Consider the following 14,721-nt stretch of genomic DNA (forward strand, 5'->3'; position numbering starts at 1 on the left):
GCTGCCGAAGCGCTAAAGGGCTTTAGTAGAGCTTCAGGGGTTCTGCTCGACGGATCGGGAGACGCCGCATGTTAGGAAGCCACTGGGCACGGCTGGCACTGGCCGCGGTCGCGGCCGCGACACTCGCGGGCTGCGGCCTGAGCGACCCGGACACCGGCCCGGACGGCCCGGCCGTGACCGCCGGCGCCGAGGTCACGGGCAAGGTCTCGATCCAGACCTGGGCCCTCAAACCGAAGTTCACCGACTACATGCAGGGCGTCCTGGACGCCTTCCAGCAGCAGCACCCCGGCGTCCGGGTGGAGTGGCTCGACCAACCCGGCGACGGCTACTCGGACAAGGTGCTCAGCCAGGCCTCCGGCGGCACCCTGCCCGACGTGGTCAACCTCCCGCCCGACTTCGCGCTGCCGCTCGCCGCACGGGGCATGCTGCTCGACGTCGCCGCTGCCGACCCGAAACTGGCCGACGACTACGTCAAGGGCGGCATCGACGCCTACCGCTTCGCCGGCCGGGACGGCGCCTACGGCTACCCCTGGTACCTCAACACCGACGTCAACTACTGGAACTCCGAACTCCTCGCCGAGTACGGGCTGGACGCGAAGAAGCCCCCGGCCACCCTCGACGAACTGATGACCCGGGCCAGGACGGTCAAGGAGAAGTCCGGCGGCTCGACCTACCTGATGAGCCGCAAGCCGGGCCTCGGCGACCTCGCCGACGCCGGCGTGAAGCTCATGGCCGACGACGGCAGGAGCTTCACCTTCAACACCCCCGAGGCCGCCGCCCTGCTCGACAAGTACCGCGACGCCTACAAGGACGGCCTGCTGCCGAAGGACGTGCTCACCGAGACGTACGCCGGCAACGCCAAGCTCTTCAACGCCGGCACCGTCGCCTGGACGACCGGCGGCGGCAACTACATCACCGGCCTCGCCACCGACAACCCCACCCTCGCGCCCAAGGTCGTCCCGTCCCCGGCGATCGGCACCCCGCCGCTGTACGTGCAGGGCCTGTCCGTCGCACGCAGCAGCAAGAACCGGGCCGCCGCCCTGGCACTCGCCCGCTGGGTGACCAACGCGCAGAACCAGGCCGCCTTCGCCCACCTCACCAGCATCTTCCCCTCCACCAAGGCCTCCGCCGACGACCCGTTCTTCAGCAGGAGCGACGGCAGCAACGCCTCCGACGCCAAGGTGATCGCCTTCACCTCGCTGGGGAAGGCCCGGATGCTCCAGCCCGTCCAGGTCAACGACGCGATGAGCACGGTCGTCAACCAGCAGATCGCGCTGGCGATCAGCGGCGAGATCGGCTCCCAGCAAGCCCTGGACACCGCCGTCAGCCGCTGCAACAAGCTGCTCGGCGGCTGAACCGCGCCCCGCGGGCGGCGACCGCCCCCACCCGGCCGCCGCCCGAGGGCAACCGCCCGGTCCTGACCGCAGGGACTGCCCGGGTCCGCCCGCCCCTCTCGAGGAAGGCACCCCGATGACCCACCGGCGCTGGTTCACCCCCTGGCTGCTGGCCGGCCCGGCCGTGCTCTGGCTCGCCGTCTTCAACCTGTGGCCGGCCGTCAACACGGTGATCCTCTCGTTCACCGACGCCCGCCCGCTCGGCGGCGGCCGCTTCACCGGCCTCGCCAACTACCAGCGCGCCCTGGAAGACGACCAGTTGGTGGACGCGCTGATCAACAGCATCGTCTACCTGCTGATCTGCCTCCCGCTGCTCACCCTGCTGCCGCTGCTGCTCGCCCTGCTGGTGGAGCGGAGGCTCCCCGGCATCACCTTCTTCCGCACCGCCTTCTACACCCCGGTCATCGCCTCCGCCGTGGTGGTCGCGCTGATCTGGGGATGGGTGCTGGACGACCGCGGCCTGCTCAACGGCCTGCTCGGCCAACTCGGCCTGGCCGCGCGGCCGGTCTCCTTCCTCACCGACCGCTGGCTGCTGCTCTTCAGCGCGATCGGCCTGACGGTGTGGAAGGGGCTCGGCTACTACATGGTGATCTACCTGTCGGCGCTCGGGAACGTCGGCCGCGAACTCCACGAGGCCGCCGCCGTCGACGGAGCGTCGGCCGCCCGGCGCTTCTGGCACGTCACCCTCCCCGGGGTGCGCCCCACCATGCTGCTGGTCTCGGTGCTCATCTCGGTCTCCGCCCTGCGGGTCTTCTCCGAGCTGTACGTGCTCTCCCACGGCACCGGCGGCCCGGGCGGCCGCGACATGTCGGTGGTGATGCTCATCCAGTTGTACAGCCGCGGCTTCACCGGGCACATCGGCTACGCCTCGGCGCTCAGCCTGCTGCTGTTCGCGATCACCGTCGGACCGATGCTGCTGCTCGCCCGGCTCGGCAGGAAGGCGGCCTGACCGATGGCCCGAGGATTCAGCACCCCGTCTCCGGCCGAGAAGGCCGCCCGCTACCTGCTGCTGGCGCTCGTCCTGCTGCTCACCGTCGGCCCGTTCCTGTGGCAGCTGTCCACCTCGCTCAAGGGGCCGGGCGAGGACATCTGGTCCCGCACCCCCGGCTTCCTGCCGCAGGAGCCGACCCTCGCCAACTACGCCGAGGTCGCGGACACCGTCCCGGTCTGGACGTACGCCGCCAACTCCCTGGTGGTGGCGGCGATCGCGGTGATCGGCAACGCGGCCGGCGCGACCCTGGCGGGCTTCGCGCTGGCCCGGCTGCGCTTCCGCGGCGCGCGCCTGGTCCTCGGCCTGTTCCTGGCCACCCTCGTCCTGCCGGGCGAGGTCACCATCGTCTCCCAGTACGTCACGGTGCGCAGCCTCGGCCTGACCGACACCCTGGCCGGGGTGGCCCTGCCCGGCGCGATCGCGATGCTGAACGTGCTGCTGATGCGCACCGCCTTCCGGGCCGTCCCGCCCGACCTGGACGCCGCCGCCCTGGTCGACGGCGCCAACGTGTGGCAGCGGCTGGTCCACGTCGGCCTGCCGAACGTGCGCGGCATGCTCAGCGTGGTCGTCATCTTCACCTTCATCGGCGCCTGGGACGACTTCCTGTGGCCGCTGATCGTCCTCAACGACCCGGGCAAGTACACGCTCACCGTCGGCCTGCAGTACCTGAACGGCACCTTCAGCGCCAACCCCCGGCTGATCGCCGCCGGCACGATGATCGCCTTCCTGCCGATCGTCGTCGTCTTCGCCTCGTTGCAGCGGTTCTTCTTCCGGGGCGTCGAGGAAGGGGCCGTCAAGGGATGACCGCGACTCACGAAGGAACCCGCCGCCGCATGACCGAGACCGTCCGGCCCCCGCGCTTCGGCGTCAACTACACGCCCAGCCGGGGCTGGTTCCACCACTGGCTGGACTTCGAGCCGGACGAGGTGCGCGCCGACCTGGACTCGATCGCCGCACTCGGCCTGGACCACCTGCGGGTCTTCCCGCTGTGGCCGCTCTTCCAGCCCAACCGCACGCTGATCCGCCCCCGGGCCGTCGAGCAGCTGGTCGCCCTCGCCGACGCCGCCGCCGAACGCGGCCTGGACGTGGCCGTCGACGGCCTCCAGGGGCACCTGTCCAGCTTCGACTTCCTGCCCGCCTGGACGACCACCTGGCACCGCCGGAACCTCTTCACCGACCCCGAGGTGATCGACGGCCAGCGCGCCTACCTGCGCACGCTCGCCGCCGCCCTCGCCGACCGGCCCAACTTCATCGGCATGACCGTCGGCAACGAGATCGACCAGTTCTCCGGCCACCCGCACCCCGACCCGGACCGGATCACCCCGGCCCAGGCCGAGGCGTGGCTGCACCGGATGCTCACCGCCTGCGAGGAGGGCGCACCCGGCCGCCTCCACCTGCACGCCGCGTACGACGCCGCCTGGTACCGGGACGGCCACCCGTTCACCCCCGCGCACGCCGCCCGGATCGGCACGGCCACCGCCGTCCACTCCTGGGTGTTCAACGGCACCGCACAGCGGCACGGCCCCGAGGCCGCCGCCACCGGGCAGCACGCCGCCTACCTGATCGAACTGTCCAAGGCCTGGGCGGACGACCCGCACCGCCCGGTCTGGCTCCAGGAGGTCGGCGCGCCCGCCCCGCACATCCCGGCCGGGCGGGCCGCGGCGTTCGCCCGGACGACCGTCGCCAACGCCCTGGACTGCCCGGACCTGTGGGGCATCACCTGGTGGTGCTCGCACGACGTCGACCGCGCCCTCGCCGACTTCCCCGAACTCGAGTACGGCCTCGGCCTGCTGACCAACGCGCGGGAGACCAAGCCGGCGGGCGCGGCGGTCGCCGCCCTGGCGGCGGAGGTCCGCGCCGAGTGGACCCCGCCGCCGGTGCGGACCACCGGACTCGTCCTCGACCTGCCGGACGACGCCCCGGACCGCTCGGTCTGCGCGCCCGGCGGGTCCTACTTCGAGGCGTTCATGCGGATGGCGGCCACCGGCGCCCGGCCGGCTGCCGTCCTCGCCGGACGCGCCACGGACGCGGCCCACCTCGCCGCCCGGGGCATCACCGAACTCGTCACCGTCGACCAGCTCCGTTAGGCCCTCTCGAACCGTCCGCCACCCCTGGGAGCAGCCCGCATGCACGATGACCGCAACCTCGTCGAGTCCCGGCTCAAGCGCGTCCTGGAGGAGCGCATCCGGCCGGCCGTGTACCCCGAGTCGGTCCCGCTGGAGGTGTCGATCTGGACGGCTCCCGACGAGCCGGTGCCCGTCGCGGAGGGCCTGGCCGCGCCGCGCACCCCGATCGCGGCCGGTGCGCAGTGGGGCGCGCCCTGGGGGACGAGCTGGCTGACCGTCTCCGGCACCGTCCCCGACGCCTGGGCGGGCCGGACGGTCGAGGCGCTGATCGACCTCGGGTTCGACGCCAACATGCCGGGCTTCCAGTGCGAGGGCCTGGTCTACCGGCCCGACGGCACCCCGGTGAAGGGCCTCAATCCGCGCAACCAGTGGGTGCGGATCGCCGCGCCCGCGGTGGGCGGGGAGGAGGTGCTGCTGCACGTCGAGGCCGCCTCCAACCCGGTGATCCTCGACTACCACCCCTTCCTGCCCACCGGGCTCGGCGACAAGGAGACCGCCGGGGACCGCCCGCAGTACCGGCTGGAGCGGATCGACCTCGCGGTCTTCGACGAGACGGTGTGGCAACTGGTCGTCGACCTGGAGGTGCTCGGCGAACTGATGGCGGAACTCCCGGTCGAGGGCGCCCGCCGCTGGGAGATCCTCCGCGCGGTCGAACGGGCGCTCGACGTGGTCGACCTGCAGGACGTCAACGGCACCGCGGCCGCCGCCCGGCGCGAGCTGGAGGCGGTGCTCGCCTCGCCCGCCGAGCCGTCCGCGCACCTGATCAGCGCCGTCGGCCACGCCCACATCGACTCCGCCTGGCTGTGGCCGCTGCGCGAGACCGTCCGCAAGGTCGCCCGGACCACCGCCAACATGACCGCGCTGCTGGAGGACGAGCCCGACTTCGTCTTCACCATGTCCCAGGCCCAGCAGTACGCCTGGATCAAGGAGCACCGGCCCGAGGTCTACGCCCGGGTCAAGAAGGCGGTCGCGGAGGGGCGGTTCGTCCCGGCCGGCGGCATGTGGGTGGAGTCCGACACCAACATGCCCGGATCCGAGGCGATGGCCCGTCAGTTCGTCCACGGCAAGCGCTTCTTCCTGGAGGAGTTCGGCATCGAGAACGAGGAGGCCTGGCTGCCCGACACCTTCGGCTTCGCCGGCGGGCTGCCGCAGATCATCAAGGCGGCCGGGTCCACACGGCTGCTGACCCAGAAGATCTCGTGGAGCCAGGTCAACACCTTCCCGCACCACACCTTCCTCTGGGAGGGCATCGACGGCACCCGGATCTTCACCCACTTCCCGCCCGTCGACACCTACAACTGCTCCATGCAGGGCAAGGAGATCGCCCACGCCGCCCGCAACTTCAAGGACAAGGGCCGGGCCCGGTGCTCCCTCGCCCCGACCGGCTGGGGCGACGGCGGCGGCGGAACCACCCGCGAGATGGTCGCCAAGGCGGCACGCCTGCGGAACCTGGAGGGATCGGCCCGGGTGCGGTGGGAGCGGCCCGCCGAGTTCTTCGCGAAGGCGGAGCGCGAATACCCCGACCCGCCCGTGTGGACGGGCGAGCTCTACCTCGAACTGCACCGCGCCACGCTCACCAGCCAGGCCAGGACCAAGCAGGGCAACCGGGCGAGCGAGAACCTGCTGCGCGAGGCCGAACTGTGGTGCGCCACCGCGGCGGTACGGGCCCGGCTCCCGTACCCGTACGAGGAACTGGACCGGATCTGGAAGACCGTGCTGCTGCACCAGTTCCACGACATCCTGCCCGGCTCCTCGATCGCCTGGGTGCACCGGGAGGCCGAACGGACGTACGCCGCAGTGGCGGAGGAACTGGCCGCGATCACCGCCCGGGCGCAGCGGGCGCTGGCCGGCGAGGGGGACGGCACCGTCGTCTTCAACGCCGCCCCGCACGAACGCGGGGGAGTGCCGGCCGGCGGCGCCCGGCCCGTGGCCCCCGCCGCCGGCGGCTGTACGGTCGAAGCCCGGCCGGACGGCGGCCACCTGCTGGACAACGGTCTGCTGCAGGTCGCCGTCGACGCGCGCGGGCTGGTGGTGTCGGTGCTGGACGCCGCCTCCGGCCGGGAGGCCCTCGCCCCCGGTGCGGCCGCCAACCTGCTGCAGATCCACCCGGACTTCCCCACCATGTGGGACGCCTGGGACGTCGACTCCTTCTACCGCAACACCGTCACCGACCTGACCGCCCTGGACTCGCTGGAGGTCGCCGCCTCCGGGCCCGAGGCCGTCGCCGTCCGGGCGACCCGTACCTTCGGGTCCTCCCGGGCCGTCCAGACCGTCACCCTCACCGCCGGGTCCGGGCGGCTCGACCTCGACACCGAGGTCGACTGGCACGAGACCGAGAAGTTCCTCAAGGCCGCCTTCCCGCTCGACGTGCGCACCGACCGGTACGCCGCCGAGACCCAGTTCGGCCACCTGTACCGGCCGACCCACACCAACACCAGCTGGGAGACGGCCAAGTTCGAGGCCTGCAACCACCGTTTCGTCCACCTGGAGGAGCCCGGCTGGGGCGTCGCCCTGGTCACCGCCTCCACCTACGGCCATGACGTGACCCGCACGGTACGCCCGGAGGACGGCGGTACCACGACCACCGTCCGGGTCTCCCTGCTGCGCGCCCCGCGCTTCCCCGACCCGCACACCGACCAGGGGCTGCACCGCTTCCGGCACGCGCTCGTCCCCGGTGCGGACGTCGGCGCGGCGGTCCGTGAGGGTTACCGGGTCGGCCTGCCGGAACGGCGGGTTCCCGGGGCCGCGGAGGTCGCTCCGCTGATCACGCTCGACGACGACGCCGTGGTCGTCAGTGCCGTGAAGCTCGCCGACGACCGCAGGGGCGACGTCGTCGTCCGGCTGTACGAGTCCTGCGGCGGCCGGGCCCGCGTCCGCGTCGCGCCGGGCTTCGAGTACGCCCGGGTGGACCGCTGTGACCTCCTGGAACGCCCGACGGGCGAGGGCGCGACAGAACTACGGCTCCGACCCTTCGAGTTGGTCACCCTGCGGTTCGCGGTCGAGGGCGGCGGGGGTGAACCGGGCTGACGGGGCCCGGCGTTCCGCCGGCCGCGGCCGGGACATCCGCGTGATCGGATCACGGGATCGACGGTTTGCAGGATGCCCGGGCCGTCGGCGGAACCGATCCGACGCAGCGTCGACCATGGGGGAAACAGACATGATCCTTCGAAAGGTCGCCTCGGGCGCAACCGCCCTCGGCCTGGCCGCCGCCGGCCTCGCCCTGAGCGCGCCGGACGCCTCCGCGGGCGCCTACGGCTGCGCCGGCGGCGAGATCGACACCTCCCCGGTGAAGGCCGGCTCGACCACGTTCGGCACCATCCACCCGTACTACGACCCGTCGACCGGCGACAACTGCGCCGTCAACGTCGCCACTTCCGCCGGCGGGTACGGCGTCGACAAGTACACGGCGATGACGATCATCCGGTGCAAGCAGACCCCGCCCACCGGCACCTGCAGCATCGACGACGTCAGGGTCGGCGCCAAGGAATACAAGTACTACGCCGGGCCGGTGAAGCTGCAGGCCGCCGACCACTGCATCAACGTCGTGGGCCGTGTCGACTACAACGGCAGCTACGCCAGCGGCGGCAGCGTCGGGGGCGTCCACTGCGGCTGACCGCTGACCGACCCGCTCCGCCGCTCGCTCAGACATACCGGCCGAGGCGGTGTTTCCCGATTCAGAACCCGAGGGAAGTCGGTCTGCTCGGGTCCGGGCCGGGAACGTCAGCGGCGGAGCGATCGGCGGGCCAGGTCCAGCGTGACGTCGATCTCGTTGTCCCAGGAGCAGACCTCCAGCCACGACAGGCGGCCGGACGTGGCGAAGAGGAGGACTTCTCCGGGGCAGCTGCCGTCCTCGGTGTGGATGAGCGCCTCGGCGGCCACTCCCGTGCCGGGCTCGGTGGGCGCAGGCCGGACCGCGGCCTCGTCGAGGTCGAAGTAGGCGGTGCCGCAGCCGCATGTGCAGCGGCCGGAGACGCTCAGGTGCGGGATCTGCCGGCGGAGTGCGACGTGGACCGGATCGTCGGCGCCGAGAAGGAGGTCGAGGACCTCGGCCACATCGGCGGGAAGGGCGTCGGGCATGTCCCGCACCGTATCCGACCTGCGGCATCGTGCTGAAGTGATATTCCGGCAGGCCATGTTCCTGCCCTCCGAGGGGGGCAATCGCGTGGACCTCACTGAGGTCCCGCAGTACACCGCCGAGACCGCGAAGGCCGTCGGCCCCGTCGACGCCTCGCTGGGCATGTTCCTGTACGACTTCGCGCGCGTCCCGGTGATCACCATCGCCAAGGTGCGCGGCAGGGCCCGCGGCGGCGGCGACGGACTCGCCCTGGCCTGCGACATGATCTGCGCCTCGCGCGAGAACGCGGTCTTCGGCCAGTTCGAGACCGGCACGGGCGCCCTGCCCGGCGCCGGCGGCCTCCAGCACCTGACCAGGAGGCTCGGGCGGGCACGGGCCATCGAAGCCGTCGTCGGCGCCGAGGACTTCGCCGCCGACCTCGCCGAACGCTACGGCTGGATCAACCGCGCCCTGCCCGACGCCGAACTGGACGAATTCGTCGAGCGCCTGGCCGAGCGCATCGCCGGCTTCCCGCCCGAGGGAGTCAAGGCCGCCAAGCGGGCCGTCAACGACCTCACGCTCCCGGATCGGGCGAACGTGCGCTCCGACGCCGCAACGTTCCAGGACCTGATCGCCCGGCCCGGAACCCGCGAGCGCCTCGACCACCTGGCACGCCGCGCCTCCAGACACCCGGTGAGCTCGAACGCGGCCTCGGCACGGCCGTGGCCGACTTCCACCGCTGAGCCGGCACTGCCGATGGGCCGCAGCGTTCCAGCCCCGCACGGCTGGGAGCACCTTGTGCCTTCGGTCGAAGACCCGACCGGCTCTCTAGGGAACCAGAACGATCTTCCCGGTGGACCGTCCGGTCTCGCCGAAGCGGTGTGCTTCGGCTGCCTGCTCAAGCGGGAAGACCTTGTCGACATGCACAGTGAGACCGCCCGACCGTGCCAGGGCCGCCAGAGTCTCCAGGTCTGCCCGGTCGGGCTCCACCAGCATGAAGCCGGCGCGAAGACCCGTCTTCGACAGCTGTTGAACCGCTTCTGCGTCGGCACCGTTCAGGGCGACGACCCAGCCGCCGGGCGTGAGCGTTCCCGCCAGGTTCTCCAGCCGGCCTGCGACGGTGGCCAGGAGGACATCCACACCGTCGACACGGGAACCGACGTCCACGCTGCGGTAGTCGATCACCTCGTCAGCGCCCAGGCCCCGGACGAAGTCGTGCTTCGCCGTGCTTGCCGTCGCGATGACGTACGCCCCCCGACTCTTCGCGATCTGGACCGCCAGATGGCCGACACCGCCGGCTCCGGCCGGAATCAGCACACGCCGGCCCGCCTCCAGACCTGCCGTACTCACCAGGGCCTGCCACGCAATGAGACCCGCCAAGGACAGACCCGCCGCCTGCACATGACTCAGCCCGGAAGGCTTGAGGGCGAACTGGCGCGACGGCCCCGTCACGAACTCCGCGTAGGCCCCCGCCTCGAGCGGGAACCCGGGCATGCCGAACACCTCGTCCCCGACCTCGAACCTGGTCACCCCCGCGCCGATCGCTCTCACGACCCCGGACACATCCCAACCGACCGAGAAAGGGAAGTGCCCCAGACCCCCGCCGCGCACTTTCCAGTCGACGGGGTTCACCCCTGCCGCCCTGACCTCGACGAGGACCTCCGTCGACCCGGGCTCAGGAACATCGACCTCGACGACCTCAAGGACCTCAGGACCACCCAAACGACGTTGAATCACTTTGCGCACGTCGGATCAATAGCAGATCCCTCGACACGAACAGCAGCACCGGATGGTCAACACCGCTCGGGGCGCCACGACCTCGAACATGGGGTGGGGACGTCAGGCTCCCCGCATCGCGCGTCCGTGACCGGAAGAAGAACCATGACCGTCGCCGCCCGCCTCGTCACCACCGTCACCGCGCCACTGGATCCGGCGTCGGCAGAGGCTCCGCTGCGGTCGGCGCTGACGGCAGCCTCGTGTGGGCCCACGTTCGCGGTCCGTCGGGCAGCGACACGGACCCGGAGGACGACCAGGAGGTGTGGGCGGTCCTGGACGCCGTGGACGGCAGGGTCCTGGGACGTGTGAACACCATGACCGTGGCCTCCGGCTCCGAGCACGCTCCGCACCCGGATCCGGCACGGAAGGGGCTGAGCATCGGTGAGGGCGAGGAAGGCTCGCCCGTGCTGTCGGCGCGTGGGGACGGGCAGCAGCTGACCGCCGAACCCATCGGCATCGAGCAGGTCCTCCTTGCGGTGAGCCCGTCCGGCCGACGCCTCCTGACCGTGGACGTCGGGCAGTGGCCGCTCTCCCTCCGCCGGGCGGAGAACGGCTCGGTCGTACGGGAGTCGGACGCCCGGGACGCCGTGCCGACGCACCCGGGAGTACGGGCGGGGACAGGGTGTACTGGGACTTCGACGCGGCCTTCGTCGACGAGGACACCCCGGTTGCCGGTACCTCGGAGTGCGACGCCCGGTACGGCACGGCGCGCCACCGGCTGGTCGACGTACCGGAGATGACCGTGCGCGGCGAGATCTCCTACCCGGTTCCCGTCTCGGGGCCTGCCCGCGCAGCGGGGGGCGGCACCTGGTACACGGTCTCCGAGGACGGAACCTCCGTGCATCTGTGGGAGCCGGCCGAAGAGATCCGACCTGCCGGCCCCATCGGACCGGCATCACGGGTCCACGTCCGCTAGCATGCTGCCCGGCTGGACACGCACTGCCGATCGTCGCTGCCCGATCCCCGCCCACGCCGGGACGCCGGGCGCCGCCGACCAAGGAGTCACGGGGGCTTCCCCCGACGCCCGTGGATCTCTGTCGTGCCCTTGGACCGGGCGGGCGGCGCGTGGGCGGACCCGCCAGGATCGAGTGCACCGTGTCGCCCAAGAAGAACCGCTCCTATGCCGCCCGTCGGGCCCGTGAGGCGCAGCAGACCGGTTCCACCACCCGCTACACCGCACTGCTGCGGTCCGCGGTCCCTGCAGCCGCTGACGGTCCGTCCGCCGACGAGCCGCTGGTCGCGGGGCTGACCGTGCTGGTGATCGGAAACGCCACGGCCGTGGGACCGCAGGAATCGGAGCGCCGGGCATGGGCCGTGGCGGCCGCCGAGGCCCTGACCTCGCTGACGCGGATGAGCAGTGGCGAGGCGTACCCCGCGGCTGCCGAGGTCGACCTCCTGCCCGCGGCCGGAGAGCCGGACGAGCCGCCGTACGCGGTGGCCACCGTCGTGGCCCACCGCCCGTGGGAGCGCGCGGGGGAGTGGGAGGCGGTGCTGGACGACGTCCGCGCCGCCCTCGATCCGGCCGCGGGCCCGGCACTGCCCGGCCGGTTCGCCGCCGCGCTGCCGATCGGCACGTTCGCCGCCGACGCCCGGCGCGGACGGCGCCCCGGGCAGGCCGATCGGGTGGAGTTCACCGCCCGGCCCGCCGCGGCCGACGAGCAGTTGACGGCCGCGCTCGACGCCGCGCCGCCGACGTGGCCGACGCCGCACTGGCCGGAATCCCTGGACCGGCAGGCCCCGTTCCGGCCCGATGCCGGCCGCTACCGCGCCGCCGGAGAGGCAGCGGCGTGGGACGGGCTGCTGTGCCTGGAGTGCGGATGCCCGATCGCGTGGGCGTGCCCCCACTGCCCCGGCTGCTCCTGCTACCACGAGACCTGTCCCGACCCCGACCTGCGGCACCGCCGGCAGTACCTCGCCCGGGCCGGGGTGTTCCTGCTGACCGCTCCGGTACCTGCCGGCACCGACGAGCGCGAACTCGCCCAGCAGGTCGCCGACAGCGTCCGCGCCGCTACCCGCGGAGCCGCCGGCGGGACGTACCCCGGTCGGGCCGAGGTGCTGCGCCTCGACGAGCCGTGGCTGCCGCTGTCCGGCCACGGTGGCACGGTGGTCGAGGCCAGGCTGCTGGTGTGCTGCGAGGCGGCGCGCGACCGGTGTCCCGATGGGGAGCGGGACCGGGAGTCGGCCGAGGCCGACCTGGCGGCTGCGATCGAGCGCGGCCTCGCCGCCCTCCGTCCGTTCCCGGCGGGCCGGGCGGGCCCGTCCGCACGCCGGGTGGAGCCGGGCGAGGCGCAGGCGCTCCTAGCCCGACACGTGTGGTCGGTCACCGCCCGGGACACGGCCCCGCTCGTGCTGCGGGCGGACTGCCAGGAGTCCCCGGAGTAGCGCACGTCAGCCGCGCGCCCGGCCTGTGGTGCCGGAGCTGCCGCAGGCGGCGGGCGGTGGCGGCACCGTGCACCGGACCGGCTCCGTCCTGCAGTGTTGCTCCGGCACCGCCGGGCCGGGGCCGGGGCCGGGTCTGGTGCCGGGGTCCGGTGCCGGGGCCGTGGCCCGCCGCCGCATCGGCTGCTGCGGCTCGCTGCACGGCCGCGGCCCGGAGCCGTTGCAGCGATCGGTGAGGGCCTTCCCGCGGCCGGGCCGAGTGCACCGAGCGTGACTGCTCGCCCGGGCGCGTCCGAGCGGGGCGTCCCGCGGGCCGCCGGGCGGCGAGGCGCCGACGGCCGCTGCGGCGTCCGACGCCCGCGTGTGCCGAACTGTTGCGGGCGGAACGGCGCGGAGAGACGCTCGGAGCGGGTCTGCTCACGGCAAGGAGCGCTCATGTCCACGATTCATCTGCATCAGACGATCGCCGCCACGCCCGAGGAGTACGTCGCCGGACTCACCGACTTCGGGCCCGGGCGCTCGGAACTCTTCGGCAACAGTGACGACAAGTACCTCGACGTGCACGCCCGGGGGCCCCAGGAGGCCGATGTCACCGAGGGCTCGGCGGGGATCTGGGAGCGGTTGCACTACGACTGGTCCGACCCCCGCCGCGTCGTCATGACCACCACCGACTCCAACGTGTGGGGCGGCAAGTCGGGCCACACGTACACGTTCACGCCGAAGGCCGACGGCACGACGGAGGTGGACGCCGTCGTGGTCCGCGAGGGCAAGAACTTCAAGGGACGCGTGCTCGGCGTGGTCGTCGGCACCGTCGGCAAGCGCCACCTCTCGAAGGCCTTCGCCAACACCGGCAAGGCCATCGAGGCGCGGCACCACGCCGACGGAGGCACGTGACCGCGACCGGACCTTCCCAGGACCGGCCGCACAGCCCTGCGAGATCCCGTCGGGGCCTGTGCGGCCGGTCCTGCGCTCGCCGGCTGCGCCCCCGGCCCACCGCCGTCGGCCACAACCGCGCCGGCAGTGCGTCCGCGGCCCGTGCGCCACAGGACGGCGCACACGGTTCGGCAGCTGCGGCGGGGCGGCGTGAAACCGCGGTGCTCCCGGCCGACAACGGATGATCAGTCATCTGACACACTGAGCGCGCCATTTGACGGTCTGTCGGTGACAGGTCGGGGACGAGGGGATCGGCATGTGGGGTCGGGGACCGTGCTCGGTGGGCGCTACACGCTCACCGACCGGGTCGGGGTCGGCGGGATGGGCGAGGTCTGGCGCGCCGACGACGGAGTGCTGAAGCGGCAGGTCGCCGCCAAGATCATGCAGCCGGGGCTGCTGGCGGACCGCAGCTTCACCGAGCGGTTCAGGCGCGAGGCGCGAATCCTCGCCACTCTCCGGCACCCGGGCATCGTCCACGTGCACGACTACGCCGAGCCGGCCGACGGCTCGGACGAGCAGATCGCCTACATCGTCATGGAGTTCATCGACGGGAGGCCGCTGAACTCCGTCCTGGCCGACGAAGGCCCCATGGTGCCCGCTCGGGCGCTCGGCATCCTGGCCGACGCGCTGGACGCGCTGCACGCCGCGCACCAGCAGGACATCGTGCACCGCGACCTGAAGCCGTCCAATCTGATGGTGCGCAGCGACGGCGGCGTGACGGTGACCGACTTCGGCATCGCCCATGCGATGGCCGGGACGAAGATCACCACCACCAACTCGGTGCTCGGCACCGCCCTCTACATCGCTCCCGAGCAGGCCGACGGCAAGCCCACCACCCCCCTCTGCGACCTGTACTCGATCGGGGTGGTCTGCTTCGAACTGCTCACCGGCCGAGTGCCGTTCACCGGAGAGACGGTGCTGGAGATCGTGCTCAAGCACATCCAGCAGCCTCCGCCCCGACTGTCCGAGGAGTTCCCGCGGGCCGTGCGCGACTTCGTCGCCACCGCTCTCGCCAAGGATCCGGCGCAGCGCTTCCCCGATGCCGGCGCGATGGCGGCCGCCGCCCGC

At 72.5% G+C, this 14,721-nt stretch carries 11 protein-coding genes and 1 pseudogene; 10 read left to right on the top strand and 2 right to left on the bottom strand.

Going from position 1 to position 14,721, the window contains the following annotated elements; genetic code table 11:
- The first annotated feature begins 68 nt into the window (after positions 1–68).
- The 6 genes from ABZ641_RS12405 to ABZ641_RS12430 all read left to right on the top strand — a co-directional run bounded on the left by ABZ641_RS12405 (position 69) and on the right by ABZ641_RS12430 (position 8,124).
- Complete coding sequence (locus tag ABZ641_RS12405) at positions 69–1,355, top strand: extracellular solute-binding protein (protein ID WP_344623495.1); 1,287 nt, start codon at positions 69–71, stop codon at positions 1,353–1,355.
- Positions 1,356–1,470: 115 nt separating this feature from the next.
- Complete coding sequence (locus ABZ641_RS12410) at positions 1,471–2,343, top strand: sugar ABC transporter permease (protein WP_344623494.1); 873 nt, start codon at positions 1,471–1,473, stop codon at positions 2,341–2,343.
- Between the two features lie 3 nt (positions 2,344–2,346).
- A complete protein-coding gene (locus ABZ641_RS12415; RefSeq protein ID WP_344623493.1) occupies positions 2,347–3,189 on the top strand; it encodes a carbohydrate ABC transporter permease in 843 nt (280 codons plus the stop codon).
- A 29-nt stretch (positions 3,190–3,218) separates the two neighbouring features.
- Positions 3,219–4,472, top strand: a complete 1,254-nt coding sequence (locus ABZ641_RS12420) for a glycosyl hydrolase (protein ID WP_344623492.1) — start codon at positions 3,219–3,221, stop codon at positions 4,470–4,472.
- Between the two features lie 39 nt (positions 4,473–4,511).
- Positions 4,512–7,538: a glycoside hydrolase family 38 C-terminal domain-containing protein gene (locus ABZ641_RS12425; RefSeq protein ID WP_359981221.1), complete on the top strand. Its 3,027-nt coding sequence runs from the start codon at positions 4,512–4,514 to the stop codon at positions 7,536–7,538.
- Positions 7,539–7,668: 130 nt separating this feature from the next.
- Positions 7,669–8,124 carry a hypothetical protein gene (locus ABZ641_RS12430; protein WP_359981224.1) on the top strand — a complete coding sequence of 152 codons (456 nt, stop codon included), beginning with the start codon at positions 7,669–7,671 and terminating at the stop codon, positions 8,122–8,124.
- 107 nt (positions 8,125–8,231) lie between these two features.
- On the opposite strand, the gene ABZ641_RS12435 is transcribed toward ABZ641_RS12430, so the two are convergent.
- Positions 8,232–8,588: a hypothetical protein gene (locus ABZ641_RS12435; RefSeq protein ID WP_344623490.1), complete on the bottom strand. Its 357-nt coding sequence runs from the start codon at positions 8,586–8,588 to the stop codon at positions 8,232–8,234.
- A gap of 160 nt (positions 8,589–8,748) precedes the next feature.
- Between ABZ641_RS12435 and ABZ641_RS12440 the strand changes: the two are divergent.
- Positions 8,749–9,192: pseudogene (locus tag ABZ641_RS12440) on the top strand (enoyl-CoA hydratase/isomerase family protein); the annotation flags it as partial.
- Between the two features lie 201 nt (positions 9,193–9,393).
- Here the strand turns inward: ABZ641_RS12440 and ABZ641_RS12445 are convergent.
- A complete protein-coding gene (locus tag ABZ641_RS12445; RefSeq protein WP_359981235.1) occupies positions 9,394–10,311 on the bottom strand; it encodes an NADP-dependent oxidoreductase in 918 nt (305 codons plus the stop codon).
- A 1,125-nt stretch (positions 10,312–11,436) separates the two neighbouring features.
- On the opposite strand from ABZ641_RS12445, the gene ABZ641_RS12450 reads away from it, so the two are divergent.
- From ABZ641_RS12450 to ABZ641_RS12460, 3 genes are all read left to right on the top strand, one after another.
- Entirely contained in the window at positions 11,437–12,723 is a 1,287-nt protein-coding gene (locus tag ABZ641_RS12450; protein WP_359981227.1) for a hypothetical protein, read from the top strand.
- A 432-nt stretch (positions 12,724–13,155) separates the two neighbouring features.
- Complete coding sequence (locus ABZ641_RS12455) at positions 13,156–13,614, top strand: hypothetical protein (RefSeq protein WP_359981230.1); 459 nt, start codon at positions 13,156–13,158, stop codon at positions 13,612–13,614.
- A 297-nt stretch (positions 13,615–13,911) separates the two neighbouring features.
- A partial coding sequence (locus tag ABZ641_RS12460; RefSeq protein ID WP_359981232.1) for a serine/threonine-protein kinase occupies positions 13,912–14,721 on the top strand: 810 nt, incomplete at its 3' end.

It is taken from the genome of Kitasatospora sp. NPDC007106, from assembly GCF_040634455.1.
Lineage (GTDB): Bacteria > Actinomycetota > Actinomycetes > Streptomycetales > Streptomycetaceae > Kitasatospora > Kitasatospora arboriphila.